Origin of the sequence: Pseudomonas sp. BP01 (assembly GCF_022760795.1) — a bacterium.
GTDB classification, from domain to species: domain Bacteria; phylum Pseudomonadota; class Gammaproteobacteria; order Pseudomonadales; family Pseudomonadaceae; genus Aquipseudomonas; species Aquipseudomonas putida_Q.
Map to the genome: position 1 here is coordinate 50,558 of NZ_JAFBKA010000029.1, position 26,240 is coordinate 76,797.

The 26,240-nt window shown below is 63.2% G+C and carries 22 protein-coding genes; 11 read left to right on the plus strand and 11 right to left on the minus strand.

From position 1 onward, the window contains the following. Window positions 1-68: 68 nt before the first annotated feature. Window positions 69-2,555, plus strand: coding sequence for a TonB-dependent receptor (locus JOY50_RS22210; protein WP_138737362.1), 2,487 nt, complete (start codon window positions 69-71; stop codon window positions 2,553-2,555). 61 nt (window positions 2,556-2,616) lie between these two features. Here the strand turns inward: JOY50_RS22210 and JOY50_RS22215 are convergent, their stop codons facing one another. After that, window positions 2,617-2,880, minus strand: a complete 264-nt coding sequence (locus tag JOY50_RS22215; protein WP_132846576.1) for a hypothetical protein — start codon at window positions 2,878-2,880, stop codon at window positions 2,617-2,619. 216 nt (window positions 2,881-3,096) lie between these two features. Between JOY50_RS22215 and JOY50_RS22220 the strand changes: the two genes are divergently transcribed. Continuing rightward, window positions 3,097-3,525 (plus strand): NUDIX domain-containing protein, encoded by a 429-nt coding sequence (locus tag JOY50_RS22220; protein WP_132846577.1) that lies wholly within the window; start codon window positions 3,097-3,099, stop codon window positions 3,523-3,525. On the opposite strand, the gene JOY50_RS22225 is transcribed toward JOY50_RS22220, so the two are convergent. From JOY50_RS22225 to JOY50_RS22235, 3 genes are all read right to left on the minus strand, one after another. Further along, window positions 3,522-4,448, minus strand: a complete 927-nt coding sequence (locus tag JOY50_RS22225; protein ID WP_138737363.1) for a LysR substrate-binding domain-containing protein — start codon at window positions 4,446-4,448, stop codon at window positions 3,522-3,524. The two genes, JOY50_RS22220 and JOY50_RS22225, sit on opposite strands and share 4 nt — an antisense overlap. Before the next feature lie 126 nt (window positions 4,449-4,574). Further along, a complete protein-coding gene (locus tag JOY50_RS22230; RefSeq protein WP_138737364.1) occupies window positions 4,575-4,847 on the minus strand; it encodes a DUF3077 domain-containing protein in 273 nt (90 codons plus the stop codon). 4 nt (window positions 4,848-4,851) lie between these two features. Continuing rightward, window positions 4,852-5,109: a hypothetical protein gene (locus JOY50_RS22235; protein WP_138737365.1), complete on the minus strand. Its 258-nt coding sequence runs from the start codon at window positions 5,107-5,109 to the stop codon at window positions 4,852-4,854. Between the two features lie 521 nt (window positions 5,110-5,630). On the opposite strand from JOY50_RS22235, the gene JOY50_RS22240 reads away from it, so the two are divergent. The 5 genes from JOY50_RS22240 to JOY50_RS22260 all read left to right on the plus strand — a co-directional run bounded on the left by JOY50_RS22240 (window position 5,631) and on the right by JOY50_RS22260 (window position 11,644). Next, window positions 5,631-6,341: a helix-turn-helix transcriptional regulator gene (locus JOY50_RS22240; protein WP_138737366.1), complete on the plus strand. Its 711-nt coding sequence runs from the start codon at window positions 5,631-5,633 to the stop codon at window positions 6,339-6,341. 103 nt (window positions 6,342-6,444) lie between these two features. Further along, window positions 6,445-7,860 carry an efflux transporter outer membrane subunit gene (locus tag JOY50_RS22245; RefSeq protein WP_138737367.1) on the plus strand — a complete coding sequence of 472 codons (1,416 nt, stop codon included), beginning with the start codon at window positions 6,445-6,447 and terminating at the stop codon, window positions 7,858-7,860. 160 nt (window positions 7,861-8,020) lie between these two features. Continuing rightward, window positions 8,021-9,166 carry an HlyD family secretion protein gene (locus JOY50_RS22250; RefSeq protein ID WP_138737368.1) on the plus strand — a complete coding sequence of 382 codons (1,146 nt, stop codon included), beginning with the start codon at window positions 8,021-8,023 and terminating at the stop codon, window positions 9,164-9,166. Further along, a complete protein-coding gene (locus tag JOY50_RS22255; RefSeq protein WP_132846583.1) occupies window positions 9,156-10,670 on the plus strand; it encodes a DHA2 family efflux MFS transporter permease subunit in 1,515 nt (504 codons plus the stop codon). The genes JOY50_RS22250 and JOY50_RS22255 overlap by 11 nt, the downstream gene beginning before the upstream one ends. 236 nt (window positions 10,671-10,906) lie before the next feature. Beyond that, entirely contained in the window at window positions 10,907-11,644 is a 738-nt protein-coding gene (locus tag JOY50_RS22260) for a GntR family transcriptional regulator (protein WP_138737370.1), read from the plus strand. Between the two features lie 200 nt (window positions 11,645-11,844). Here JOY50_RS22260 and JOY50_RS22265 read toward each other — a convergent pair whose 3' ends face one another. Together JOY50_RS22265 and JOY50_RS22270 are read right to left on the minus strand one after the other, a co-directional pair. Next, the gene (locus JOY50_RS22265) at window positions 11,845-14,925 is read right to left on the minus strand and encodes a MexW/MexI family multidrug efflux RND transporter permease subunit (protein WP_138737371.1); all 3,081 of its coding nucleotides are present in this window, start codon (window positions 14,923-14,925) and stop codon (window positions 11,845-11,847) included. Continuing rightward, complete coding sequence (locus tag JOY50_RS22270) at window positions 14,922-16,019, minus strand: efflux RND transporter periplasmic adaptor subunit (protein ID WP_243055861.1); 1,098 nt, start codon at window positions 16,017-16,019, stop codon at window positions 14,922-14,924. The genes JOY50_RS22265 and JOY50_RS22270 overlap by 4 nt, the downstream gene beginning before the upstream one ends. 84 nt (window positions 16,020-16,103) lie before the next feature. Here JOY50_RS22270 and soxR point away from each other — a divergent pair, with 84 nt between their 5' ends. Next, window positions 16,104-16,559 (plus strand): redox-sensitive transcriptional activator SoxR, encoded by a 456-nt coding sequence (soxR, locus tag JOY50_RS22275; protein ID WP_243055863.1) that lies wholly within the window; start codon window positions 16,104-16,106, stop codon window positions 16,557-16,559. A 133-nt stretch (window positions 16,560-16,692) separates the two neighbouring features. After that, window positions 16,693-16,941, plus strand: a complete 249-nt coding sequence (locus JOY50_RS22280; RefSeq protein ID WP_063425100.1) for a CsbD family protein — start codon at window positions 16,693-16,695, stop codon at window positions 16,939-16,941. A gap of 52 nt (window positions 16,942-16,993) precedes the next feature. Here JOY50_RS22280 and JOY50_RS22285 read toward each other — a convergent pair whose 3' ends face one another. The 4 genes from JOY50_RS22285 to JOY50_RS22300 all read right to left on the minus strand — a co-directional run bounded on the left by JOY50_RS22285 (window position 16,994) and on the right by JOY50_RS22300 (window position 22,188). Beyond that, entirely contained in the window at window positions 16,994-18,247 is a 1,254-nt protein-coding gene (locus JOY50_RS22285) for an OprD family porin (protein ID WP_138737373.1), read from the minus strand. Between the two features lie 44 nt (window positions 18,248-18,291). Further along, window positions 18,292-19,596, minus strand: coding sequence for a CitMHS family transporter (locus JOY50_RS22290; RefSeq protein ID WP_016500819.1), 1,305 nt, complete (start codon window positions 19,594-19,596; stop codon window positions 18,292-18,294). Between the two features lie 123 nt (window positions 19,597-19,719). After that, window positions 19,720-21,036 carry a dicarboxylate/amino acid:cation symporter gene (locus JOY50_RS22295; RefSeq protein ID WP_243055865.1) on the minus strand — a complete coding sequence of 439 codons (1,317 nt, stop codon included), beginning with the start codon at window positions 21,034-21,036 and terminating at the stop codon, window positions 19,720-19,722. A gap of 72 nt (window positions 21,037-21,108) precedes the next feature. Beyond that, window positions 21,109-22,188: a 4-oxalomesaconate tautomerase gene (locus JOY50_RS22300; RefSeq protein WP_243055866.1), complete on the minus strand. Its 1,080-nt coding sequence runs from the start codon at window positions 22,186-22,188 to the stop codon at window positions 21,109-21,111. Between the two features lie 147 nt (window positions 22,189-22,335). On the opposite strand from JOY50_RS22300, the gene JOY50_RS22305 reads away from it, so the two are divergent. After that, entirely contained in the window at window positions 22,336-23,229 is an 894-nt protein-coding gene (locus JOY50_RS22305; RefSeq protein ID WP_016485564.1) for a LysR family transcriptional regulator, read from the plus strand. A 25-nt stretch (window positions 23,230-23,254) separates the two neighbouring features. On the opposite strand, the gene JOY50_RS22310 is transcribed toward JOY50_RS22305, so the two are convergent. After that, window positions 23,255-23,551, minus strand: a complete 297-nt coding sequence (locus JOY50_RS22310) for a DUF3144 domain-containing protein (RefSeq protein WP_019472891.1) — start codon at window positions 23,549-23,551, stop codon at window positions 23,255-23,257. A 385-nt stretch (window positions 23,552-23,936) separates the two neighbouring features. On the opposite strand from JOY50_RS22310, the gene mtlD reads away from it, so the two are divergent. Beyond that, a complete protein-coding gene (gene mtlD, locus JOY50_RS22315) occupies window positions 23,937-26,081 on the plus strand; it encodes a bifunctional mannitol-1-phosphate dehydrogenase/phosphatase (RefSeq protein WP_132846590.1) in 2,145 nt (714 codons plus the stop codon). Window positions 26,082-26,240 lie beyond the last annotated feature (159 nt).

A 26,240-nucleotide genomic window follows, 5' to 3' on the forward strand; every position in this document is an offset into this window, starting at 1 on the left:
TTCTCGTCCGTCCCTGACACAAGCCGCGACGACAGCGACTTTCTGCCATGACACGGAAGGATCACGCAATGCCCCATCTGCACCCCACCCCTGCAACCAAGCTGAGCCAGGCCGTGCGCCTGGTGCTGTTCGGCATGTCCCTGGCCAGCGCGCCGGGGCTGCTGCTGATGCCTGCCCAGGCCATGGCCCAAAGCCAGACCGCCTACCACGTCCCTGCCGGCCCGTTGGGCAATGCCATCACCCAGTTTGGCGTGCAGGCGGGCGTGACCATTTCGTTCGACACCGCACAAACGCGCAATCTGAGCAGCGCAGGCCTGGAAGGCAGCTACAGCGTCGAGGAAGGGCTGATCCGCCTGCTGGCCAACAGTGGCTTGCAGGCGCAGCGCCAGGGCAATGGCGGCTATGTGCTGATGCCTGCAGACAACGGCTCGGCGATGGAACTGGGGCCGATGAACATCGACGCCAACCGGCTGGACGCAACCAGCGAGGGCACCCAGTCGTACACCGCCCACGCAGTGACCATCGGCAAGGGCGTGCACACGCTGAAGGAAACCCCGCAGTCGGTCACCGTGATGACCCGCAAGATGCTCGACGACCAGAACCTCAACACGCTGGAACAGGTGCTGGACAAGACCCCGGGCATCACCGTGTACGACTCGCCCATGGGCGGCAAGTACTTCTACTCCCGTGGTTTCAACCTGGACGGCCAGTACCAGTACGACGGCGTGCCGCTGGACGTGGGCGGCAACTACGTGCAGGCCAACAGCTTTTCCAGCGACATGGCGTTCTACGACCGCGTCGAAATCCTCAAGGGCGCGGCCGGCATGATGAAGGGCTCCGGCTCTTCCGCCGGCGGCGTCAACTTCGTGCGCAAACGTGGCCAGGAACAAGCCGCCACCACCGTCACCCTGTCTGCCGGTAGCTGGGACAACTACCGCGGCCAGGTGGATGTAGGCGGCCCGTTAAACGAGTCAGGAACCGTGCGGGGGCGCGCCGTGGCGTCGCTGCAGGACCGCCAGTACTTCTATGACACAGCCAAGCGCCAGGACCAGATACTGTACGGCGCCATCGACTGGGACGTCACCGCCGACACCACCCTTGGTTTTGGCCTGGCCTACGAGGATGTCGATGCCACACCGTGCTATTCCGGCCTGCCACGCTACGCCGATGGCAGTGACCTGAAGCTGTCGCGCTCCACCTGCCTGGGGGCCAGCTGGAACGACCTGCAAAGCCAGCGTGTTACCGGTTTCGCCGACCTCAAGCACCGCTTCAACGAAGACTGGACGCTGAACTTCGCCTCGATCTACACCCACAACAACCAGGACATCGAATACGCCTACTCCGAAGGCACGGTACCGGTCGGCGCCAGCACCGCCAGCATGAACGTGCGCGCCGGTCGTTTCGACTACGACCAGGACGACTACGGCTTCGATAGCTATGTCGATGGCAAGTTCGAGGCGTTCGGCCTGCAGCACGAGCTGATCATCGGCGCCAACGCCAGCCGGCAGAAAACCCATGACTATTTCGCGCTTATGCTGCTGAACGCCAAGCAGGACCCGTTCAATCCGACCGCGAACTTCCCACAACCGTCCAAGGGCGATTACCTGGTCAACCCGACCCGCGGCGGCAGCGTGCCAACCGACTCCACCACCACCCAGTACGGCACCTACGCCAACCTGCGCCTGAAGCTTGCAGAGCCGCTGACCCTGGTGCTGGGCGCGCGGGTCAGCTGGTACCGCAACAAGAGCGACTCCTATACCCAGCTCTACGATTACTGGGTACATAACCGCAGTGAAGAAAACGGCCAGGTCACGCCGTTCGCCGCCGTGTTGTACGACCTGAACGACCAGTGGACCGCCTACGCCAGCTACGCCGACATCTTCCAGCCGCAGAGCGACAAGGTGAATGCCGAGCGGCAGGCGTTACAGCCCAAGACCGGTGCCAACTACGAGATCGGCATCAAGGGCGAGCTGCTTCACGGCGCGTTGAACACCTCGTTCAACCTGTTCCGCACCATCGAGAATCACCGCGCGGAAACCGACTACAACGAAGCCTGCCCGTCAGGCGACGGCTATTGCTACACCGACAGCGGCAAGGTGCGTGCGCAGGGTTTCGAGGCCGAGATCAGCGGCTCGCCGATCGAGCGGCTGCAGCTGCTGGCGGGTTACACCTACACCCAGACCAAGTACCTGAGTACCATCGAAGACACAGACCCCACCGAGCTGACCTTCACCTCCAGCTTCATCCCACGGCACATGCTGAAGGTGTGGGGTGACTACCAGCTGGGCGGTGCACTGGAGCGCTTCACCGTCGGCGCCGGCCTGAACAGCCAGAGCGAGAACTTCCGTACCACCGGCACTACCCGCGTCGAGCAGGCGGGCTACACCGTATGGAACGGCCGCGTGCAGTACCGCATCGACCCGAACTGGACGGTCGCGCTAAACGGCAACAACCTGTTCGACAAGAAGTACTACGCCACCATCGGTGCGCCGGCCTGGGGCAACTTCTATGGCGAACCGCGCAACTTCATGGTGACCTTGCAAGGGGCGTTCTGATACCCACGTAGCGCCTTGCGCCCACTATGAAGGGGAGCAAGGCTTGTGGGGCAGCGCGCCATCAAAGGCAAACGTGTTCCAGCACCTGGTCGATACCGTCCAGATCATAGATCCAGCCCAACGGCATGTCTGCCTGGGTGGGGCCAGGTGTAAGCACCATCAGATCGCGGACGCCATGCAGCATCAGCGGCAGGGCCGAGCTGGCAGGCGCCAGCAATACACCCCGCTTGCGGTTGACCGACCAAGGCTCGGTGAAGGCTTTGCCTTGGCCGAAACGGAAGGTCAGCGGCCAGCTGTCGATCGACGCTGCCGACGGCGCCAGCATGTGCGGCAATGCATCGAGGCTGATGCCCCCAAAAACAGCAGCAAAATGCTATCAGTCAACCCTGAATGCCTTGCACTAGACGCCGCTGTAAGCTGGGCAGAAAACCGGCATTGGTCACTCGGCCGAATGCGCCCCGCATGCCCTTGTAGGAGCGGCCTTGTGTCGCGATGGGCCGCGTCAGCTCACTGATTGTTTTAGCAGATAGGGAAATCGCTCATGCGCCCGAACAAGGCTTGCCCAGTAGTCCTTTCATCCACGTTGCCTGCGAAAATTCTGCTGCTCCGCCACCCCTTGGCTGGCGTGCAACTGGTCAAAGGCACCATCGAACAAGGCGAGGCGCCGGCCGCGGCTGCCTTGCGTGAATTGAGCGAGGAATCAGGCATCACCAAAGCCACGGTCAAACAAGACCTGGGCTGCTGGGATGCTAACCATCTTGGGCAAGTGTGGTCGTTTCACCTGTGCCAGGTGGAAGATGCCCTGCCCGAGCACTGGTCTCACCAGACACAGGATGACCATGGCCACCTGTTCACATTCTTCTGGGCAGCATTCGACGATCTGCCCTATAACGATTGCCATCCAGTCTTTCAGCGAGCGTTGCTGCATTTGGGAAAAGCCCTGGAGCACTCGCACAGTGATCGCGGCTAAAGCCCGATCGCCACTTCACGCTCGCCGCTCATGTAATGCTGCAGGCGGCTGCGCAACCAGCGTTCGGCCGGGTCGCTGTCGGTGGTGCTCAACCAGACCATGGCCAGCTCCAGCGCAGCCGTCTCGAACGGCAGCGTCTCGGCCTGCAGGTTGCCCCAGCGCTCCATACCTTGCGCGGCATAGTCCGGGCAGCAGGCCAGCAGGTCGGTCCCGGCCAGAATCGCCGGCAACGAGCTGAACTGCGGCACCGACAACACCACCTTGCGTTCGCGACCGATCTCTTTCAACCAGTCATCAACCACACCCTGCGTATTGGCGGTGGGCGATACCTGAACATGCGGGCGGGCGCAGAACTCATCCAGCGTCAGTGGTGCGGCTGATTTGTCGGCCCGCACCACCCTGCCCTGCATCGTGCGCAGCACCTTGCGCTTGGCGTTGGCCGGCAGCCCCTTGGTCTGGCTGATGCCGACCGTCACATCGCCTGCTGCCAGCAAGTCTGGAATGCGCCAGTAATCCACATGCTGCACGACCACCACCACATTCGGCGCCTCCACCCGCAGCGCCCGCAGCAACGGCGGCAACAGCCCCGACTCGACATCATCGGACAAACCGATGCGGAAGGTCATCTTGCTGGTGAGCGGGTCAAAATCATGGGACAGGCTGAGGGCTATGGACATCGCATCCAGGGCCGGGGTGAGGTACTTGATGACCTCTTCGGCCCTGGCCGTCGGTTCCATGCGGTTGCCCACGCGGATCAGCAACGGGTCGTTGAACATTGCCCGCAACCTGGCCAGCGCGGCGCTGACCGTGGGTTGGGCGACAAACAGCTTTTCTGCGGCACGGGTGAGGTTGCGCTCCTGCATCAGGGCTTCGAACACCACCATCAGGTTGATATCGGCTTTGCGCAGTTCGTTGCGGTTCATCGGGGCTCCCGGCCATGGCCATGACGTGCGGACTCAATTCCAGCATCGATAGGGATTGCGGTCGAGTAAAAACCGGAAAACCCGATCGCAAAAAGGGCCGCAAAGCGGCCCCCCCAGGGTAGCCGTTCAGCGCGAGGTATTTTTGGTCAGTTCGACTTCGTTCATCAATGCCTTGGCCAACGCCGTGAGGTAATCGGCGGCGCCCAGGAATTTGTGGTCGTCCTCCATATCGCCTTCGCGCAGCAGATGCTTGATGTAGCTCAGCAGGATCGAAACTTGCTCATAGGCATCATCGATAGGAATGCCGGGCTGGACCCGCAGCAGATCCTTTGGCGGGTTGCCGACTTCGAGGAAGGTTTCTGCGCCGATGGTGACGATGACCTTGGGTTCGTCTGCCATGGTTTCACTCCTCTTCCTTTTGGCCGAACAGCCGTGCATGCGAATGTGTTACCAGCGAATGGGCGATTTCAGTTGCATGCAGGGCGTTACCCAGGCCGGCATCGCCAGCGTGGCTGCGGCAATGTTCGTCGAGGGTTTCGATGACGCCGCGTAGCAGTTCGGTAACGTGCGCGAGGGCAAGGGGTGGGTAGATGTCGGATTTGGGGGTGAAGAAAGGGGTATAGATCGGGCGGCGGGGTGGATCGGGGACGAGCTTTTTCATGGCTATCACCTTTGTTCTGCTCAAGGAGACTGCCACTTCAATCTTTCTCACGGATTGTGGGTGGCAGCCGTGCGCGGGGTGAGAAACCGAGGAACAAAGGCAAAACTCGGCCAGGCCTGAGCCTGCCCGCGCGCGGCCGCCATAACGACGGAGCTTTGTATCAGTCGGGTTCTCACGCCCGGTCGCCGGAGCGACGCGAAAACGTTATCCCTGAGGTACTTCCCCGACAACAGCGATAGTTCAGCAGCACGCGTAGGATAATTCCTAAGCGGGTTGATTCTGAAGCATTTGGTTTCATGTTCAGAAATGTCTTACAGGGTATGGCTTTGAGGTGCCTGCCAAGGGATCGGGTCAGGGCCAACAGGTGCTTGCCGCGACATGTGCAGCGCCTACAAGATCGAGCGCCGCCCGGGCGGCGCTCGATCTCGCAGGCGATGAATAATTGCGCCGAACCGCCAACCTTCGCAATCAAGCATCAATAAACCGCCGTATAATCGGATCCAATACCGAGGATGCCCCGCATGCAAGCATTGGAAATGGACTACGGACACGGCGAGGAGGTGGCCAGCCACTGCCACGCCGAAGACCAGCTGATCTACGCCGCCAGTGGTGTGATGCGGGTCAGCAGCGAAGGTGGTAGCTGGGTGATCCCTGACGGGCATGCGTTGTGGATGCCCGCCGGGGTCAGCCATGCCATCCGCATGGAGGGCGTGGTCTGCATGCGCACCCTGCTGCTCGATGCGCGCATCGACCGCTGCCAGGTCATCGTGGTATCCGGCCTGCTGCACGAGCTGATCCTGGCTGCGTCACGCATGCTCGACCTGCGTGACGGCGAGCACGTGCGGGCACTGATCCAGCTTGAGTTGGCCACTGCCAGGCGCATCGATGCCTTTGTGCCGCTGCCGCACCAGGCGAGACTGCGCACCTGGTGCGAGCGCTTCCTGCAGGACCCGGCCCAGGACCTGACCCTGGAACAATGCGGCGCGCAACTGAACATGAGCGCCCGCAGCGTGGCACGGCTGTTCCAGCGCGAGGTGGGCATGTCGTATGGTGAATGGCGCGCCCGTGCCCGGGTGATGCTCAGCCAGCAGTGCCTGGCCGATGGCCAGCCGATTCTGAACGTGGCGCTGGAGCACGGCTACCAGAGCGCCAGCGCCTTTGCCGCCATGTTCAAGCGCATCCTCGGCTACGCGCCGAGCGATTGGCAAAACAGTACAGCGCGCGGGTACTGAGCCCCAGGTTGTCCCACTTGCGCGCAGGGTTGTCCCGCTTGCGGCAGCGGCGTGCGCCCCACCCTCGTTAACCTCGCATCACCACCCTTGAGCGACATGTGTGATGCCCTTACTGCACTCATTCCCCTTCCCTGCCCGGCTTGCCGCGCTTGGTATGCTCGGCGTACTGGCAGCGTGCACCCGGCAACCCGCACCTGCCGAGCCACCTGCAGCGCTGCTGGCCAACCCGCTGGCGAATGTGCCGGCCGGGGTCAGCCGGCAACCATTGCCCGAACAATGGTGGGCGCTATTCCAGGCCCCGCAACTTAACCACTGGGTACAGCAGGCCCTGGCGCACAATCAGGACCTGGCACAGGCCGAGGCCAACGTGCAGGCTATGCTGGCCGGGATAGCCGAGTTCGATGCCAGGCGCTGGCCGTCAACGTCGATGGGCTTTGCCGCCACCTATGGCAAGAGCGCCGATGACCAGACCCTGGCCGAGGCGACCGACAGCCACGCGCCGTCGCAATGGCAATTCAACCCAGGTATCGAGTTGGCCTATCAGGTGGATGTCTGGGGCCAGGTGCGCGCTGCCATCGATCGCGCCCGGGCCCAGGCCGAAGCCAGTGCTGCGGCGCTGGAGATGGTGCGCCTGCAGGTGGTCGCCCAGACCAGCCGTGCCTACATCGACCAGTGCGTCTACGCGGCGCGCCTGGACGAGGCAAGGCAGTCCTTGCAAACCCTCGACCACAGCGTGCAACTGAGCGAACGCCAGCGCCAGGCCGGCGTGGCCACTGCCCTCGACAGCGAGCGCCTGCTGGGCTTGCGGGAACAGGTGCGTGCACAACTGCCGATGCTTGTAGCCCGGCGGCAGATGGCGCTTTACGAACTTGGCATGCTCAGTGGCCAGGCCTCGCTGGCCGGCACCGCAACTTGCACGACCATCCCCACGCTGTCGGCGCCGCTTCCGGCCGGCGATGGCTGGCATTTGCTCGAACGCCGGCCGGATGTGCGCCAGGCCGAACGGGAACTGCAGGCTGCCAGCCTGGAAACCGACATCGTCCGGGCCGACCTGTACCCGAAGGTCAGTTTTGGCGCTTCGCTGACATCCTCGGACCATCACCTGGCCAACCTGGGCGACAGCCGCGCGGTGATGTTCGGCATTGGCCCGCTGATCCGTTGGGAGTTTCCGAATATGAAAGCCAACCGCGCGAGGGTCGGCAAAGCCGAGGCGTTGCAGCAGGCGCAGGTTGCCAATTACCACGGCGTGGCGCTGAGCGCGCTGAAAGACGTGCGCCAGGCGCTGGCCCGCTACGACGGCGAACAGCAGCGCTTGCAGGCACTGGATGCAGCCCTGGCGCACAGCCAACGCGGCTATGCCCTGGCCCAGGGCAACTACCGGGCCGGCACCGTGGACGGGTTGGCGTTGCTGGACAGCGAGCGAGAACTGATCCGCCTGCGGGCCAGCCACGTAGAAGCCCGAGGGCGCCTGGCGCAGGCGCAGGTCAACCTGTTCCGCGCCCTGGGCGGGCGGTGGTAGCTCCAGGTAACAACAAATGGGGCCGCTTAGCGGCCCTTCGCGGGCACGCCCGCTCCCACAGGAACTGCGCAGCGCCCGAAGAAAACGCCATCCCTGTGGGAGCGGGCGTGCCCGCGAAGGGCTGCACAGCAGCCCCAAAAATCAAGCATGGAAACCGAACATGAATGTCGCCGTAGAACAAACCGCACCAGCCGAAACTGAACAGCGGGCCAAAGCCAGATCCCGTCGCCGCCTGGCCTACACCGCCAGCGGCAGCCTGGCAGCAATCGCCCTGCTGGCCTTCACCAGCTACTGGCTCACCACCGGCCGCTACCTGCAGACCACCGACGACGCCTACGTCCGCGCCGACTGGGTAGCCCTGAGCCCACGCGTGGCCGGTTACGTCGCCGAGGTCGCAGTGGCTGACGACCAGCCAGTGAAGGCCGGCGATGTACTCGTACGCCTGCAAAACCGCGACTACCGCGCCCGCCTCGACCAGGCCCGGGCAGGTGTGGCCGAGGCCCATGCGGCATTGGCGGCCGCACACGCCTATCAGCAAGTGGCGACCGAGCGCATCAACCAGCAACAACAAGCCATCCTGCAGGCTGAAGCTGCCATGCGCAGTGCCATTGCCGAACAGCGGCGCAGTGACTTGGACATGCAACGCTACCGTGGCCTTGTGCGAGACGACGCCGCGACCGTGCAGCGCCTGGAAACCGCCAGCGCCCATGCCACCCAGGCGCAAGCCGCGCTGCAAGGTGCCCAGGCCGCGCTGCGCCAACAACGGTCACACCTGGCCATGGCCAAGGCCCGGTCAGCGCAGGCTGACGCCGAACTGCAACAGCGCGCGGCAGCATTGACCCGCGCGCAGGCCCGCCAACAGTTGGCTGAGCAGGACGAACAGGACACCGTGATCCGCGCACCGATCACGGGCGTGGTCGGCCAACGCCGCGTACGCGCCGGCCAGTACGTGGTGCCAGGCCAGCCGCTGCTGGCTGTGGTGCCGCTGCAGCAGGCCTATGTGGTGGCCAATTTCAAGGAAACCCAGTTGGCCAACATGCGCCCGGGGCAGCCGGTAGAAATCCGCGTCGACAGCTTCGCCAGCCAGCCACTGCGCGGCCATGTGGCCAGCTTTTCGCCAGCGTCCGGCAATGTCTTCGCATTGCTGCCGTCGGACAATGCCACCGGCAACTTCACCAAGATTGTCCAGCGCTTCCCGGTGCGTATTCTGCTGGACACACCGCTGGATGGCCCGCAGGTACTGCCCGGCATGTCGGTGGTAAGCACGGTCGACACCCGCCCCGCAGAGGTGGCCGATGCGCACTGAACAAACCGTTTCGCTGCGCGCCTGGGTAGCGGTGCTCGGCGGCCTGCTCGGCTGCTTCATGGCCGGCATGAACGTGCATGTCACCAGCGCCGCGCTGCCAGAAATCCGCGGCTCGCTGGGCGCCAGCTTCGAGGAAGGCTCATGGATTTCCACCGCCTATCTGGTGGCGGAAATCGTGATGATTCCACTGACGGCCTGGCTGGTCGAGGTGTTCTCGCTGCGCCGGGTGATGTGGACCGGCTCGCTCATCTTCCTGATCGCTTCGGTGGCCTGTTCCTGGGCGCCAAACCTGGAGGCGATGATTGCCATCCGGGTGATCCAGGGGGCTGCGGGCGCGGTGCTGATCCCCCTGTCGTTCCAGCTGATCATCACCGAACTGCCGGCCAGCAAGATGGCCATGGGCATGGCGCTGTTCAGCCTTGCCAACAGCGTGGCGCAGGCAGCCGGGCCGTCGATTGGCGGCTGGCTGACCGATGCCTATTCGTGGCGTTGGATCTTTTATTTGCAACTGTTCCCCGGCATAGCGCTGCTGTGCGCCATCGCCTGGTCGATCGAGGCCAGGCCGATGCAACTTGAGCGGCTGCGCAAAGGTGACTGGCTGGGGATCGCTGCCATGGTGATCGGCCTGGGTGGCTTGCAGATCGTGCTGGAAGAAGGCGGCCGGCTGGACTGGTTCGGCTCGCCTTTCATCGTTGCCATGAGCGTGGTCGCAACCATTGCCTTGGTGGTGTTCGTGGTGACCCAGCTGTTCGGCCAGCGCGCGTTCATCAACCTGCGCTTGCTCGGGCGCTACAACTTCGGCGTCGCCAGCGTGGCGATGTTCATCTTTGGCGCCGCCACGTTCGGCCTGGTATTCCTGGTGCCCAACTACCTGTCGCAGCTGCAGGGTTTCAGCGCGCACGATGTCGGCGTGGCGCTGATCGCCTATGGCGTGGTGCAGCTGCTGCTGGCGCCGTTGATGCCCCGACTGATGGGCTGGACCAGCGCCAAATTCATGGTCGCCAGCGGCTTTCTGATCATGGCCCTGGGCTGCTGGCTGGGGGCGAGCCTGAGCGCCGACAGTGCCGACAACGTGATCATCCCGTCCACGGTGGTGCGCGGTATTGGCCAGCCATTCATCATGGTGGCGTTGTCGGTGCTGGCGGTGGCCGGGCTGGACAAGCGTGAAGCCGGCTCGGCCTCGGCGGTGTTCTCGATGCTGCGCAACCTGGGGGGAGCCATCGGCACGGCCGGGTTGACGCAACTGGTGGCCACCCGTGAGCGCTTTCACAGTGAGCGTATTCACGAGCAGGTGACAGTGTTCGAGCCTGGCGTGCAAGAGCGCATCAACCAGACGGTGCAGAGCTGGTTGCCGCACCAGCAGCAGATGCTGGAGGGGTTGGCGGGGACGATTCGGCGGGAGGCTTACCTGATGGCTTACAGTGATGCGTTCTACCTGGCGTGCCTGGCGTTGGTCGGGTGTGCAGTAGCGGCATTGCTGTTACGGTCAAAACACCAACTGTGATGCCGACACATCTCCCTGTAGGAGCAGCCTTGTGCTGCGAAGAGACCGGCATGGCCAACACATTTCTTTGGCAGTAATGGCCTCTTCGCAGCACAAGGCTGCTCCTACAAGGGGCATGCGCTTAAAGTGCCGGAGCAGGCGCGCGGCCCAGCACCGCACGCATTTCGGCGGTGCCGAACATGTCCCTGTCGCTGTTACACTGCCAACCGATGAAATTTGCGAGACAGACCAGAGGTATGAACCCGACGCGCTACACCACCGTGGCAAAGGACTTGATGGAAGGCATCGCCAACGGCCGCTACCCGGTGGGCAGCCTGCTGCCGACCGAGTTCGAGCTGTGCGACCTTTACGATGTGAGCCGGCACACGGTGCGCGCCGCGATCAATCAACTGCTCAACCAGGGGCTGGTGTCACGGCGCAAGCGCGTGGGCACCCGGGTAGAGGCCAGCAGCCCGCGCGGCGGCTATTCGCAGTCGTTGGCCAGCGTGGCCGACCTGGCCCACCTGGCCGAAACCCAGCAGCGGGAAATCCAGGACGTGCGCCACTTCGTCGCCGACCTGAGCGAGGCGGCGCGGCTGGGGTTGGTACCGGGGGAACACTACTTTTGCGTATCGAGCATCCGCGTCGACCGCCTGCACAATGCCGCGCCGCTGTGCTGGACCGACGTGTATGCGCAACGCGACTATGCAGAGGTCATCGAACGGGCCCGCGAGCACCCCGACCAACTGATTGCCGGGTTGATCGAGCAGCACTATGGCCGGGCAATCGCGGTGGTCGACCAGCAGGTGCGGGCAGTGCTGCTGACCGCAGAGATGGCCAAAGCGCTGAAGGCCGAGGCGGGTTCACCGGGGTTGAAGATCATCCGCCATTACCGCGAGGAAAACGGTGATTTGATGGCGGTTTCCGAAACCGTGCACCCGGATGACCGCTTCACTCTGGTGACCCAGATGCGCCGGGATCGCTCACCGTCCTGATCGTGCAACCGGGGCCGCTATGCGGCCCATCGCCGGCAAGCCAGCTCCCACAGGTACAGCATTTGTCTCAAATGTAGCGCGGTCCCTGAGGGGCCCGCTCACACAGGACTGCACAGCCTTCAAGCCCGGCACAACCCCTGTGGGAGCTGGCTTGCCGGCGATGGGCTGCGAAGCAGCCCCGATATTCCTGTTCCCTCACTTCACATGCCCAACACCCGATCGGCCTCCAGCAACTGTTGCCCCCGCACCGTGGTCACCCGGTGATCGCGCGCCAGCCAGGCATAGATGGTCGGTAGCACGAACAAGGTAAACAAGGTCCCCACCAGCATCCCGCACACAATCACCACCCCCAGCCCGAAGCGGCTGTTGGCCCCGGCGCCGCTGGCGAACAGCAGCGGCAGCACGCCAAAGGTCATCGCCGCGGTGGTCATCAGCACCGGCCGCAGGCGTATCTGCGCAGCACGGACAATGGCGGCAGCACGGTCGAGGTTGTCGCGCACCTGGATCTCGTTGGCGAACTCCACCATCAGGATGCCGTGCTTGCTGATCAACCCGATCAGCGTCACCAGGCCAATCTGCGTGTAGATGTTCAACGTGGCCCAGCCCAGCGCCAGCGGCAGCAGTGCACCGCAGATCGACAGTGGCACGGTTACCAGAATGATCAGCGGGTCGACCAGGCTTTCGTACTGTGCCGCCAGCACCAAGTAGATCACCACCAAGGCAGCGAGAAACGCCCACATCAAGGCAAAGCCTTCCTGCACATACTGGCGCGATTCCGATTGCCAGTCGTGGCTGAAGCCCGGCGGCAGTTCGGCGCTGAGCTGTTCGAGAAAGGCCACGGCATTGCCCATCGACACACCCGGGGCCGGGATGGCCTGCAAGGTACTGGCGTTCTGCTGATCGAACTGCAACAGGCGGTTGGGCGCCACTTCGAGATCCAGGTGCACCACCGTGGCCAGCGGCACCAGGCTGCCATCTTCGGCGCGCACGTATTGACGATTCAGCGCCGCAGGGCTCAGGCGCTGGTCCTGGATACTCTGAGGGATCACGTCGTAGGAACGCCCGAACAGGGCAAAGCGGTTGAGGTACTGCTCGCCCACCAGCACACCCAGCGACTCGCCAATGGCCTGCATGCTGATGCCCAGGCTAGCCGCCTTGGCCCGGTCGACGCGCACCTTGACCACCGGGTTGTTGTAGTCGAGGTCGCTGTCCACCACGGCAAACAGGCCGCTGTCGCGGGCGCGTTGCTTGAGTACCTCCATGGTCTGGTACAGCTCGGGGTAATCCTGGGCGCTGCGCAGCACCATCTGCACCGGCAGGCCGCCACTGGAGCCCGGCAGCGAAGCGACCTGGAAGGCAAAGATGCTGCTGCCTTCGATATCCGCCACAGCCTGCTGCAACTGCGCCTGCACCTGTGCGGCGGACCGCTCGCGCGCCTGCCAGGCGCTGAGGTTGATACCCCCGAAACTGGCGGCCGGGCCGTCGGTGCCGTTGATGATCCAGGTGTCGGTGGTTTCGGCGATGGACTTCATCACCTGGTCAAGCTTCAGCGCAAAGCGTTCCGCATATTCGAGGCTGGCATGCTGCGGCGACTTGATGGCGGTCAGCACCGCTGCCTGGTCCTCGGGCGGCGCCAGCTCGCGCTGGGGCAGCAGGTAAAGCCAGGGCAGGCTCAGGCACACCAGCAGCGCCACACCCGCGCTGATCCAGCGATGCGCCAGGGAGTAGGCCAGCACTCGTCCATAGGCCCCGGTCAACGCAGCAAACAACCGATCAGCCCTATTGGCCATCGCGCCATGCTGCTGCCCGGGTTGCAACAGTAACGAGCTCATCACCGGCGACAGGGTTAGCGCCACGATGCCGGACACGATCACCGCGCCCGCCAAGGTCAGGGCGAATTCGCGGAACAGCGTGCCGGTCAGCCCGCCCATCAGCCCGATTGGTGCATACACCGCTGCCAGGGTCAGGGTCATGGCGATCACCGGCCCGGCAATTTCCCGTGCCCCGGCCAATGCCGCAGCGACCGGCGACCTGCCCTCTTCGATATGCCGGTGCACGTTCTCCACCACCACGATGGCATCGTCCACCACCAGGCCGATGGCCAGCACCATCGCCAGCAAGGTCAGCAGGTTGAGGCTGAAGCCGAACAGCAGCATCAGGCCTGCGGCACCGAGCATCGACAGCGGAATGGCGACTACCGCGATCAGTACGCTGCGCAGCGAGCCCAAACACAACCAGATCACCAGCACCACGATCAGCATCGCCTCCACCAGGGTGCGCAGCACCTCATGGATCGAAGCATCGATGAAGCGCGCAGTCTCATAGGCCAGCGCCACCTTCACCCCAGGCGGCAGGGTCTGCTGGATTTGCGGCAGCAGTTGGCGAATGCCCTCGACAATCACCAGCGGGTTACCGGCCGGCGTGGGGAACAGCCCCAGGTGCACGGCCGGCTTGCCGTCCATGGTAGCGCTGGTCGGGGTGGCCGCCGCACTCAGCTCGACGGTGCCGACGTCGCGCAGGCGCACCAGGTCGGTGCCATCGTTGCGGATGATCAGCTCACGGAAGTCCTCGACCCGGGTCAGGTCGGTGTCCACCTGGATATCGGCCAGCACGTACTGCCCACGCACCTGGCCCGGTGTCGCCTGGTAGTTGTTGGCCCGCACCGCCTGCGCCACGTCCGCTGCCGTCACCCCGCGCCCGGCCATCTGTTCGCTGTCCAGCCACAGGCGCATGGCCAGGCGCTGCCCGCCGAACGACTGCACCTTGGCCACGCCGTCGATGCCAGAGAACTGCGGTTCCACCACCCGCGACAGGTAATCGCTCAGCTCCGGTATCGACAGGCTATCGCTGGCAAAGCCCACGTAGGCCACGGCAGTGGAGTCGCCAGCCGACAGCTCCACCACCGGGTCGTAGGCCTTTTCCGGCAGGCGATAGCGCACCTGGTTGACCTTGGCCATGGTCTCGGCCAGCGCCTGGGTCGAATCGCGGTTGAGTACCATGCGCAAGGTGATCAGGCTGCGCCCCTGCTGCGACGACGAGGACAGGTAGTCGATGCCCTCCACCGACGACACAGCCTGGGTGATCGGCTGGGTCACAAAGCCCTGCATCAGCTCGGCCGAGGCGCCGGGGTACTCGGTGCTGATGGTAATGGTCGAGCTTGCCAGCAACGGGTACTGACGGATCGGCAACTTGCCCATGGCAAACAGCCCCATCAGGATGATCAGGCTGCTGACCACCAGCGCCAGCACCGGGCGGCGCACGAAGAGGTCGGTAAACTTCATGGCTGCCGCCCTCCGAGGTTGGCCTGCAAGCTGTCCTGCGCCACCGGCTCAACCGACATGCCATCGCTCAGCTTCAATTGGCCAGACACCACCACCCGGTCACCGGGCGCCAGGCCGGAGGTAACCTCCACCCGCCCCTGCCAGCGCTCACCAGTGGTAACCCGCACTCTGCTGACCCGGGTACCATGCGCCGGGTCCTGAGTGGCAACGAATACTGTCTGGCCATAGGCGGCGTAGGTGATCGCGGTTTCCGGCACAGCCAGCACGGTCGACGGCTGCACAGCATCCAGGCGCACGCCAGCGTACATGCCCGGCTGCAACTGCCCGCCCGGGTTCGGCAAGGCTGCCTGCACTTGCACCAGGCGCGCCTTGCTCACCACCGGGTCGACCGCCACCACCCGGGCCTGAAAGCCTTGCCCGCGCACTGCGTCCACCGTCAGCGCCAGCACTTGCCCGACATGCACTTCGGGGGCGGCCTGCTCGCCCAACGCGAAATTCACATGCAACTGGCTGATGTCGGCCAGGTTGACGATGGCCTCACCGGCGCCCAGATACTGGCCCTGATGCACCCGCCGAATACCCAGCTTGCCGGCAAACGGTGCGCGAATGGCCTTCTGCGCGATCAGCGCCTCGACATGCTGCAGCTCACCACGCGCCACGTCCACGGCAGTGGCGGCGTTGTCCAGCAGCTCTTGCGACACGGCATTCATTGCCCGCAGCTTGCGGCTGCGCTGCAGCACCACTTCGGCGTTACGCAGCCTGGCCCGCAACTGCACCCGCTGGGCCTGCTCCGGCGCGTCGTTGAGCTGCACCAGCAACTGCCCGGCAGTGACCGCCTGCCCCGACTCGAAGGCGATGCGGGTAATGCGCCCCGCCGTCTCGGCCGCCACCTGTACCTGGTTGACCGCTTCCAGCTCCCCTGACGCAAAGTTCTGCCGCGCCAGCTGTACCTGCTCGGCCGTGGCCAGCGCCACCCTAGTCGCCGGCCACGCCGCCGCAGCGGGCGGCGCCGACCCGCTACCCACCAATGCATAGGCAGCAGCCAGCGCACCGGCAACAGCGCCGGCCCAGGCCAGTAACGTCCGTATGTTCATGCACAGCTCCGATCACAGGGAAAGCGGTTGCGGGGAAGATCCGGCAGGACTATAAGAGCTCAACTTAACTTGAGGTCAACAGGCATGGCAGCGGACAACACGCGGATGCTCACAGTGGGTGAAGTGGCCAGACGCAGCGGCGTGGCGGTGTCTGCGCTGCACTTCTACGAGACCAAGGGGCTGATCGCCAGCGTCCGCACGGCAGGCAACCAGCGGCGCTATCCCTCGCTGGTGCTGCGTACGCTGGCGATCATCAAGGTGGCGCAGCGCACGGGTATTCCGCTGGAGGAAATCAAGCAGGCATTCAGCCGCTATGCGCCCAACAGCAAGCCTACGGCGGCGCAATGGGGCGAGATGTCCACCGCCTGGCGCGAAGACCTGAACGCCCGCATCCGCACGCTGCAGGCGCTGCGCGACAGCCTGGACAACTGCATTGGTTGCGGTTGCCTGTCGCTGGAAGACTGCCCGCTGCGCAACCCCGAGGATGTGCTGGGCAAGGAAGGTACCGGGGCGCGGATCCTCGAGAAGAAAGCCCGTTAGCCTCGCGCTCTCAAGCGATGTGCGATGCGTGATCTGCAGGTGACAAGCAGACGCTTGGAACCATTGCGGCCCTTCACCGCCCTAACCCTGTGCTGTTAACCCAAAGCCGATCACAGGAAGGAACTAAGCCATCATGAAACGTGAACAGATCGAAGGTGTTGCAGAGAACCTTGCAGGCAAGGCGCAGAGCGCTGTAGGCCGACTGGTCGAGGATCCTGCGCTGGAAGCCGAAGGCGATGGGCGTCAGGCCGCAGGCCAGCTGACCAAGTCCTATGGAGATGCCCTGGACACGGTGTCTTCGTTCGTCAAGGAAAAACCGGTTGCCGCACTGGCTATCACCGCCGCCCTCACACTGGTGGTCTCTCGCCTGCTGCGCCGCTGAACAGGCCACAGCAAGCAGGGCCAGGGCCGGGTACGCTACCCGGCCCGCGCCATCACCAGATGGCGATATCGTAGGTGAGGTAAAGGCGGTTGCTGTCGCGCCCGCGGGCAAAATCCGAACGATAGACATAGTTGCGCAGCTTCACACCCAGCCCTTTCAACGGCCCGCCCTGCACCACGTAGGCAATCTCTGCGTCACGCTCCCACTCCTTGATGCCCTCGGCACCCGAGCGGCCATTGTCGCCACTCAGGTATCGCGCCATGAAGGTCAGGCCCGGCACGCCTGCTGCCGCAAAGTTGTAGGCGTAGCTTGCCATCCAGGTCTTTTCTTCTTCCTCGATGAACTTGCCGATGCCGACGTTGCTGAACGAATACACCGTCGCGCCGCTGATGTAGGGCAGCCCTGCCTCGCCATCGAGCACCTGGTAGCCGGCACCGAGGGTATGGCCCGAATGGGCATAGGCCACCTGCCCGCTGATCATGTCGTTGTCGATGGCGCCGCCGTGGGCGGCACCGCTGTCACGGCTCTTGAAATAGCGCAGGTCAGTGCTCAACACGCCACCGGCCAGCGGCAGCTCATGTTGCAGGCCGGCGAAGTCCTGGCGGTAGAAGTGCTCGAGCTGGCCATGAAAGTAGCTCAGGCGCAGTTGTTTGCTGACGGCAAAATCGGCGCCGGCGAAGTTGAAGTCACCCGACTTGCCGCCCGCATAGCCATCCAGGTACAGCCCGGTGCTATCGGATGAATCACGCTGCTTGAAGCGGTCCAGGTGCCCCGCCGTCAGGGTCAGCCCGTCGATATCCGCGCTGGTCAACTGCGTGCCCTGGTACGTCTGCGGCAACAGCCGTGCATCGTTGTAGACAAGCACGGGTGTCTTTGGCAGCAAGGTACCGTGCCTGATCACCGTCTTGCCGATACGCCCCTTGGCCGTCACCCCGGCACTGGCGAATTCGTCCGCAGCGCGGCCGTCGTCATGCACCGGCAGCAGCCCGGTACCGCTGCGCCCGCGCCCGGAGTCCAGCCGTATGCCGACCAGGCCCAGTGCGTCGAGCCCGACCCCGAGCGTGCCGGCGGTAAAGCCCGACTGGTAGTCGAGCAGAAAACCCTGGGCCCACTCCACCCGCTCGTTTTTTGCACTGGCGGCAGCACGCGCACTCATGCCCTGCTCGTCACGGAAATTCTCGTTGAAGTAGACGTTGCGCAGTTGCAGCTTGAGCTTGCTGTCATCGACGAAACCGCCGGCGCCGGCAACAGGCAGCCAGCCGCAGAGCAGGCCACAAGTGGCCCCACGGAACATAGCTCGGGACATGATCGGTACTCTATTGTTGTTATTTGAAAGCGCGCAGGCAGGGCTCAGACGAAGAAGGACAAAGCCCCTGTGAGCAAGGCCAGGGCGGTGATCACCAATGACGTGAGCACGGCCCACTTGAAGGTGGCCTTCTGGAAGTCACCGATGTCACGGTCGACCATGCCCACCAGCAGTAACGTCGAAGCCACCAGCGGGCTCATCAGGTGCACCGGCTGGCCGAGGACCGAGGCGCGGGCAATTTCCAGCGGGTCGATGCCGTAAGCCGCGGCGGCGTTGGCCAGGATGGGCACCACGCCGAAGTAGTAGGCGTCGTTGGACAACACAAAGGTCAGCGGCATGCTGGTCAGCGCCACCACCAGCGGGAACCAGTGGCTCCATTCTTCGGGAATCCAGTCCACCAGGGTTTGCGCCAGGGCGTCGACCATCTTGGTGCCCGAGAAGATCCCGGCAAAGATACCCGCGGCGAACACCAGCAGCACCACGGTCATGGCGTTGCCCGAATGCGCCAGAATGCGCTCCTTCTGCAGTTCCAGCTGCGGGTAGTTGATCATCAGCGCGGCGACGAAGCCGATCATGAACAGGATGGCGGCATGCATCAGCCCCATCACCAGCGCGGTCATGACGGCGATTACCAGCAACAGGTTTACATAGGCCAGCCGCGGGCGTTTGTACGGGTTGTCGCCGAGGATTTCCTTGATGTAGCAGTTGCCACCGCCGGCCTGCAGGGCGATGTTGCCGATACGGCGGCGTTCGGTACGCCCCAGCAGGAAGGCCGTGAACACCACCCAGGCCGCACCGCCGATCATGGTCGGCAGCATCGGGATGAAGTACTCGCTGGCGTCCAGCCCAAGCGCGGCGATGGCCCGCGTGGCTGGTCCGCCCCAGGGGCTCAAGCCGCTCATGATGCTCAGCGACAGCATCGACACCGTGGCCAGGATCATCGGGTTCATGCCGATACGTTTGTAGAGTGGCAGCATGGCGGCACAGGTGATCATGTAGGTGGTCGTGCCGTCACCGTCCAGCGCCACCAGAAGCGACAGCAGTGCAGTGCCGATGGCGATCTTGACCGGGTCGCCGTTCACCCGCTTGAGGATCTTGCGGATGAGCGGATCGAACAGGCCGGCATCGATCATCAGGCCGAAGAACAGGATGGCAAACAACAGCAAGGCTGCCGATGGGGCGACCATCTTCAGGCCATCGAGCATCATCTTGCCCAGTTCGGGGGCAAAGCCGCCGATGACGGCGAAGACGATCGGGACAACGGTCAGCGCAACGATAGGCGACAGGCGCTTGCTCATGATCAGGTAGGTGAACGTCACCACCATGATCAGGCCCAGGAGTGCGAGCATGGTCTTTCTCTCTTGTTTTTATTGTGCGTGGCCGCCCGCCGGGCAGGCAGCCTCCAACCCCACTCGGCATCGCTGCGACGCTGAGTGGAATTTTAAGTCAATGTTCAGTAGTGCGAACGGGGTTCAGCCGTGGCGGCTTGGCTCGGCGGGCCAGGCGGCCGGTTCGGGTGCAGCACAGTCTGGCTGTACCGGTTGCTCACCATTGAGTGCGCGCAACAGGGTCTCCCGCTCACAGGCATTCTCGGACAGCGAGATCACCACGGTGGCCACCGCATTGCTGGCAAGGCTGGTCAGCGCCCGGGCTTCGGACATGAAGCGGTCGATACCGATCAGCAGCGCCAGGCCAGCCAGCGGAATATCGTGGATCACGGTCAGGGTCGAGGCCAGGGCAACGAAACCACTGCCTGTCACCCCGGCGGCGCCCTTGGAAGACAGCAGCATGATCGCCAGCATGGTCAGCGTCTGCCCCAGGGTGATGTCGATGTTGCAGGCCTGGGCGATGAAGATGGCCGCCAACGACAGGTAGATGGCTGTGCCATCGAGGTTGAACGAGTACCCGGTTGGCAACACCAGGCCTACTACACCCTTCTTGCAGCCCAGCTTCTCGAGCTTTTCCAGCATGCGCGGCAGCACGGGCTCGGTGGACGAAGTACCCAGCACCACCAGGAATTCCTCGCGGAAATAGCGCAGCAGTTTCCACAGGCTGAAACCATGGGCCCGGCAGATGCCACCCAGTACGACCAGTACGAAGAACGCACAGCCGATGTACAGCGTACCTACCAGCTTGGCCAGGGCACCGAGCGAGGTGATGCCGTACTGCCCGACGGTAAAGGCCAGCGCACCAAAGGCACCCACCGGCGCAAAGCGCATCAGGTAACCAAAAATGCGGAACACCATGGTCGAGGCAGATTCCAGCACATCCAGCACTGGCTTGCCCTTGTCCCCCATGGACGACAGGGCAAAGCCGCTGAGTACGGCGATGAACAGCACCGGCAATACTTCGCCCTTGTTGAAGGCACCGATGAACGTATCGGGAATGATGTGCATGAAGAAATCGACCACGCCCAGCTTGGCGGCCGAGGCGGTGTACTGGCTGAGGCCTTCGGTGCTGAGGGTGGCGGGGTCGATGTTCATGCCCACACCGGGTTTGAACAGGTAAACCGCCGCCAGGCCAATCACCAGGCTCACCACCGTCAGGCCCAGGAACAGCAGCAACGTCTTGCTCATCAGGCGCCCCAGCGAGCGCTTGTCGGTCATTCCGGCAATGCCGGTGACGATGGTACAGAACACCACTGGGGCGATCATCATCTTGATCAGCTTGATGAAGGCATCACCCAAGGGCTTGAGCGCAACGGCCTGTTGCGCCCAGAAGTGGCCGACCAATACGCCCAGCAGGACGGCGCAGAGGATCTGAAAGTACAGCGATTTGGCGAGTTTCATGGGGCATCACCATTGTTGAAATTGTGCGGATGCGCTTGTTACAAATGTGCGGCTCTGGATCGACGCCTGGTGCTACCCGGCCAACCTGCGGAATGTAGGGGCGTAGACGAACCCTGAGAAGAGCCGCCGGGCGGTTCGTACTACCGAGGCCTGGATGGTCTGGCCATCGGCACCGCTGCGCGTCAGGGCGATATCAATGCCGCCACTGGGGTGCTCGAGGCGGACCTCGGTCAGCTGCTGCACGCCTTCGCCCAGCAGGTCGGCAATCACCGTGCCGGGGCTGACGCAGGCAGTTGCCATCCCGACTGCGCCAGTGATCGCCAGGGCGCGATGGCAGTTGTGCGGCATGAAATAACGAACCTGCAGCGTGCCGTCGTAGCGAGGCCTGGATACCAGTACCGGCTTGGGGATGACCATGCCACTGACATCGCCCAGGCCCATGGCCTTGCCGGCCTTCAAGCGCAATGCTTCAAGGCGTTCGAGCAGTTCGCTGTTGGCGTCTAGCTGGGCCGGGGTTTCCGAGCCGGTGACACCTAGCTGGCTGGCCTCCACCACCATCATCGGCATGGCCATATCGATGCAGGTCACCGGGACACCATCGATCAGATCCCTGGCCTGGCCGGTAGGGAACAGCTTGCCGGTCTTGCTGCCGACTGCATCGAGGAAAGTCAGGTGCACCGGGGCGGCAGTGCCGGGTACGCCGTCGATGGCGGTACGGCCTTCGTAGCGCACAATACCGCCTGGGGTTTCTACCAGCGAATTGACGAAGGTACCGGTGTTCAGGTTGCGAATACGGACCAGGGTCTTCCCTTCCCTGCCTTTGACCAACCCCTGTTCAATGGCGAACGGGCCAACGGCACACAGCATGTTGCCGCAGTTGGGGGCAGTATCGACCCGCCGCTGTGCAACCATCACCTGCACGAACAGGTAGTCGACGTCGGCGTCGGCGTGTAAAGAAGGGCTGATGATCGCCACCTTGCTGGTCTGCGGGCTGCCGCCACCGATCCCGTCGATTTCCAGCTCATGGCCAGAGCCCATCAGGTTGATCAGCAACTCGTCGCGTTCGACCACATTGGCAGGCAGATCCCAGGCGTGGAAGAACGGCCCTTTCGAGGTACCACCGCGCATGAGGACGCAAGGAATTCGTTGCATGATTTTGCACCCTTGTTGATCAATGGACATCATTGATGCTGTGAGCAAAAGAGTGACAGGGATGGATAAATCAATCCAATGCAAATATCGTAGCCATTATTGCGATTCAAACATTAATCAGGCGCAGCGCCAGTAGCAGGGTTTGTTATGGAATATGAGCTGCAAGATATCCGATCTTTCGTCAAAATCGCCGAACTCGGTAGTTTCCACGAGGCCGCCGAGGCGCTTCACCTTTCCCAGCCGGCCCTGAGTCGGCGGATCAAGAAACTGGAGGAAGGCCTGGGCACCTCGCTGCTGGAACGCACCACACGCCGGGTCAGCCTGACCAGCGTGGGCCGAGACTTTCTACCTAAAGCCAGGCGCCTGCTGGATGATTTTGAAGACTCGATCCTCAGCATCCGCGAGCTGGCCGAGCGCCAGACCGGGCAAGTTACCCTCGCCTGCATTCCCACTGCAGCGTTCTACTTCCTGCCGTCGGTGATCCGCGATTACAACGAGCAGTACCCAAAAATCCGTATTCGCCTGCTGGACCTGAGCGCCAACGACGGGCTCGAAGCCGTGCTGCGCGGCGAGGCTGACTTCGGCATCAACATGATGAGCGGCCAACACCCGGACATCGAGTTTGTCTCACTGGTGCAAGAGCACTTTGTACTGGCGTGCAGGCGGGACCACCCACTGGCGGAGCGCGCATCCGTTACCTGGACAGAGCTGGCTGATTACCGCCTGATCGGCGTCGGCCGCCTGAGTGGCAACCGCATGCTGCTGGACCATGCGTTGTCCGGGCTCAACCTGCGGCCTAAATGGTTCTACGAAGTGCAACACCTGTCGACGTCGCTGGGCATGGTCGAGGCCGGGCTGGGCGTGTCGGCCATGCCCAGCCTGGCCATGCCCAACGCTGATCACCCGACACTGGTCAGCGTGCCGTTGATCGAGCCGCAAGTCACACGCACCCTGGGGCTGGTGTACCGGCGCGGCGCGTCGTTGTCGCCTGCGGCGGAGAAGTTCGTGTCGATCCTTTTGCAGCAGTGGCCCAACCGTTGAGTCACCGCTGCGCAGGCAGGCGAGGTCAGGCGTCCTTGCCCAGTACCAGGCGGTCAAAATGCTCGATGTGCTCATCCAGGTTGTCTTCGAGCATCATCCGGTACTGCTCGCAGAAGTACTTCAAAATTTCCTCCCGGGCTGCCGCCAGTTCCGCGCTGCTCTTGAAGCTGCGGGCACTCATCCACGCGCTGAAACGCGTGGCGCCGAAGGTCAGCGAGGCACTTACTTTGCCCAGGTCTTCGAATTTTTCAATCTGCTGGTTGGCCAGGTCGATGTGCGCATCGGCGCGGTCATAAAAGGCCTGATCGGTAGCTTGGGTCATTGCGGTTCACCTTGTAACGGAAGCCCAAGCCTTGCATGGCGGCGCGCATACGTGCAAGGCTGAAAAAGGATCACCCACGACGAAAAGGAAGCAAAGCACCTTATGCTTGGAATCACACGTATCCATCGCTATTTGCGCCCACTGCCTGCAAAATCGACTGCAGCCAGTGGGCGTGACCTCAAGGCCAAACCAGCCGCCCGCCTCGCCTCAAAGGTTGCAAACCTGCTCTGCACTCCCCGCTCCGCCCCGCCTTACTTCTGCGTTACCCCTGAGCGCCCCCCTGTCGACCGTGTGCCTCCGACCTGACTGCCATCGCTGCAGCTCACACACCGTATTCGCCTGTTACAGGCGGGATGTCTGACGCAACAACAAGGGGCAACACCCAATGCTTTTCTTTCAAGGTAAACAGATTCTCAGCGCCATCTTCGATATGGATGGCACCCTCTTCGACACCGAACGCTTGCGCTTCAAGACACTGAAGCAAGCCTCTCTGGAAATCTTCGGCAAAGCGCTGAGCGAGGACACATTGATCGGCTCGCTGGGCCTGAGCGCGACCAAGGCAGAAGCCCTGGCCAAGGCGCATAACGGTGAAGACTTCCCGTACGCCGAGATCCGCAAGCGCGCGGATGAACTTGAGCTGGAGTACGTGCGCAATCACGGCGTACCCATCAAGGCCGGCTTGCTGGAAGTGCTGGAACGCCTGCGCAAGTCGGGCTTGACCATGGCAGTGGCCACCTCCAGCCGCCGCACCATTGCCGAGGAATACCTGATCAACGCCAATGTGCTGAAGTATTTCGACATCACCGTCTGTGGCGATGAAGTCAGCCAGGGCAAACCCCACCCCGAGATTTTCCTGAAAGCCGCCCGCGCGCTCAATTGCGAGCCGGGCCAATGCTTCATGGTCGAGGATTCAGAGAACGGGATGCTGTCGGCGATCCGTGCCGAAGGCCAGGCGATTCTGATCGAAGACATCAAGCCGCCCGCTGCCGAGATCAAGGCTGGCGCGCTCAAAGCCTACCGCAGCATGCATGAGTTTCTCGCCGACCTTAGCGAGTGCGTACCTGACTTGGGCATGCCTGCGTTGAGCGAGCCGTTCCCGGCTTCGTTGAACCAGTTCAGCGTAGGCATTCATGGCTTCGGCGCCATCGGCGGTGGCTACCTGACACAGGTGTTTTCCCATTGGGATGGCTACACCCGGCCCCGTGAAATCATCGCCGCCACGCGCTCGCGCATGCTGCGCGAAAGCGTCAATGCGTTCGGCCGCTACAGCGTGCGCTACGGGGCCACTTCGTTCGACCAGACCATCGACAATGTGCGCATGATCGACATGGACAATGACGACGCAGTCATCGGCATGTACACCACTGCCGAAATTATCGGCCTGAGCCTGCCCGAACAGGCCATCCGCAACCAGGCGAAGGTGATTGCCAAAGGGCTGCTGCAACGTTTCGAACGACGTGGCCGTGAGCTGACGCTGCTGATCGTGCTGAACAAGGTGGGCGGCGCCGCGTTCGTGCGCCGCCATGTGCAGGCAGAGCTGGCATTGCTGTGTCCGCCAGCCATCGGCGAGCAAGTGCTGGAAAAGACCCATTTCGCCGAAACGGTGGTCAGCCGCATTGTCTCCAAGCTCAGCAACGACGCACTGGTGCGCCAACTGCGCATCAAGTCGCAGATGTTCCAGAACAGCCTGGAAGACGAACCGGCAGTCGCCACCAAGGCATCAGCGCCCGTGCCTGAGTACGAACGACTGATCGGGCGGTTCAGGCCCTTCGCCCAGCCCAGCAGCGCGATGAGCCAGCTGCACCTGATCCTGTTCAACAGCGAACCCGACATGCCGCTGTATGTAGAGCACGGCAGCGAGTTGCTCGAGCGCCTGCGCCAGGTGAAAACGGTGCCTGACATCACCCAGATCCAGGTCATCAAGAACCGCCTGTGGAACGGCCCACATGCCATCGTTGCCTGGTACGCGAGCCTGCTGGGCCATGACTCGGTGGGCCAGGGTATGGGCGATGCACGTGTCAGCAAACTGGCCGAACGCCTGATTCGCCAGGAAGTCGGGCCGGCGCTGGTGGCGGAGTACCCGCACATGGCCGAAGTGGTCAGCCGTTTTGCCGACACCTTCCTGGAGCGGTGTGCAACCTCGTTCAAAGACCCTTGTGCCCGGGTGGGGCGCGACCCTTTGCGCAAGCTTCAACGCAACGAGCGCATCTTCAGCAGCATCGACCTTGCACGCAAGCATGCTATTGAAACCCCGTCGCTGGCGTTTGGCGCGGCCCTGGCCATTCACCATGCCTTGCGCTGCGTAGACAGCAAGGACCAGGAAGCCCAGGCGATCAGACAGGTTTATCGGGATAACAACGCCAGCGTCGAGGCCGTGCTTACCCATGACGGTGACTGTAATGGCAAGCGTTTTCCAGGGCTGGACCCGATCAGGGACATGCAGCTGATCACAGCCATTTCAGATGCTTTCCGGCAATACCCGCCAAGGGGTGTGGCAACCAAGCGGGACGACCTTTGCATAGGCGCATGAGGTACTGCATTAGCCTGAAGCCAGCGCGGTAAATGGCACCGGCTTTGCCGGTGTTCGCGGGCGGGCCCGCTCCCACAATGATCGCGCTAGCTTTTAGATGCTGTGCAAGACAGTTGCCCCCACAGGTACTGCATATGCCTGAAGCCTGCCCGACTACCC

Coding starts and splice junctions, on each gene's coding strand:
- JOY50_RS22255 (WP_132846583.1), top strand. CDS start 9,156: ATGCGCACTGAACAAACCGTTTCGCTGCGCGCCTGGGTAGCGGTGCTC.
- JOY50_RS22285 (WP_138737373.1), bottom strand. CDS start 18,247: ATGTCCCGAGCTATGTTCCGTGGGGCCACTTGTGGCCTGCTCTGCGGC.
- JOY50_RS22295 (WP_243055865.1), bottom strand. CDS start 21,036: ATGAAACTCGCCAAATCGCTGTACTTTCAGATCCTCTGCGCCGTCCTG.
- JOY50_RS22310 (WP_019472891.1), bottom strand. CDS start 23,551: ATGACCCAAGCTACCGATCAGGCCTTTTATGACCGCGCCGATGCGCAC.
- JOY50_RS22290 (WP_016500819.1), bottom strand. CDS start 19,596: ATGCTCGCACTCCTGGGCCTGATCATGGTGGTGACGTTCACCTACCTG.
- JOY50_RS22235 (WP_138737365.1), bottom strand. CDS start 5,109: ATGAAAAAGCTCGTCCCCGATCCACCCCGCCGCCCGATCTATACCCCT.
- mtlD (WP_132846590.1), top strand. CDS start 23,937: ATGCTTTTCTTTCAAGGTAAACAGATTCTCAGCGCCATCTTCGATATG.
- JOY50_RS22305 (WP_016485564.1), top strand. CDS start 22,336: ATGGAATATGAGCTGCAAGATATCCGATCTTTCGTCAAAATCGCCGAA.
- JOY50_RS22280 (WP_063425100.1), top strand. CDS start 16,693: ATGAAACGTGAACAGATCGAAGGTGTTGCAGAGAACCTTGCAGGCAAG.
- JOY50_RS22240 (WP_138737366.1), top strand. CDS start 5,631: ATGCAAGCATTGGAAATGGACTACGGACACGGCGAGGAGGTGGCCAGC.
- JOY50_RS22260 (WP_138737370.1), top strand. CDS start 10,907: ATGAACCCGACGCGCTACACCACCGTGGCAAAGGACTTGATGGAAGGC.
- JOY50_RS22225 (WP_138737363.1), bottom strand. CDS start 4,448: ATGAACCGCAACGAACTGCGCAAAGCCGATATCAACCTGATGGTGGTG.
- JOY50_RS22245 (WP_138737367.1), top strand. CDS start 6,445: ATGCCCTTACTGCACTCATTCCCCTTCCCTGCCCGGCTTGCCGCGCTT.
- JOY50_RS22265 (WP_138737371.1), bottom strand. CDS start 14,925: ATGAAGTTTACCGACCTCTTCGTGCGCCGCCCGGTGCTGGCGCTGGTG.
- JOY50_RS22300 (WP_243055866.1), bottom strand. CDS start 22,188: ATGCAACGAATTCCTTGCGTCCTCATGCGCGGTGGTACCTCGAAAGGG.
- JOY50_RS22220 (WP_132846577.1), top strand. CDS start 3,097: ATGCGCCCGAACAAGGCTTGCCCAGTAGTCCTTTCATCCACGTTGCCT.
- soxR (WP_243055863.1), top strand. CDS start 16,104: ATGGCAGCGGACAACACGCGGATGCTCACAGTGGGTGAAGTGGCCAGA.
- JOY50_RS22230 (WP_138737364.1), bottom strand. CDS start 4,847: ATGGCAGACGAACCCAAGGTCATCGTCACCATCGGCGCAGAAACCTTC.
- JOY50_RS22270 (WP_243055861.1), bottom strand. CDS start 16,019: ATGAACATACGGACGTTACTGGCCTGGGCCGGCGCTGTTGCCGGTGCG.
- JOY50_RS22210 (WP_138737362.1), top strand. CDS start 69: ATGCCCCATCTGCACCCCACCCCTGCAACCAAGCTGAGCCAGGCCGTG.
- JOY50_RS22215 (WP_132846576.1), bottom strand. CDS start 2,880: ATGCTGGCGCCGTCGGCAGCGTCGATCGACAGCTGGCCGCTGACCTTC.
- JOY50_RS22250 (WP_138737368.1), top strand. CDS start 8,021: ATGAATGTCGCCGTAGAACAAACCGCACCAGCCGAAACTGAACAGCGG.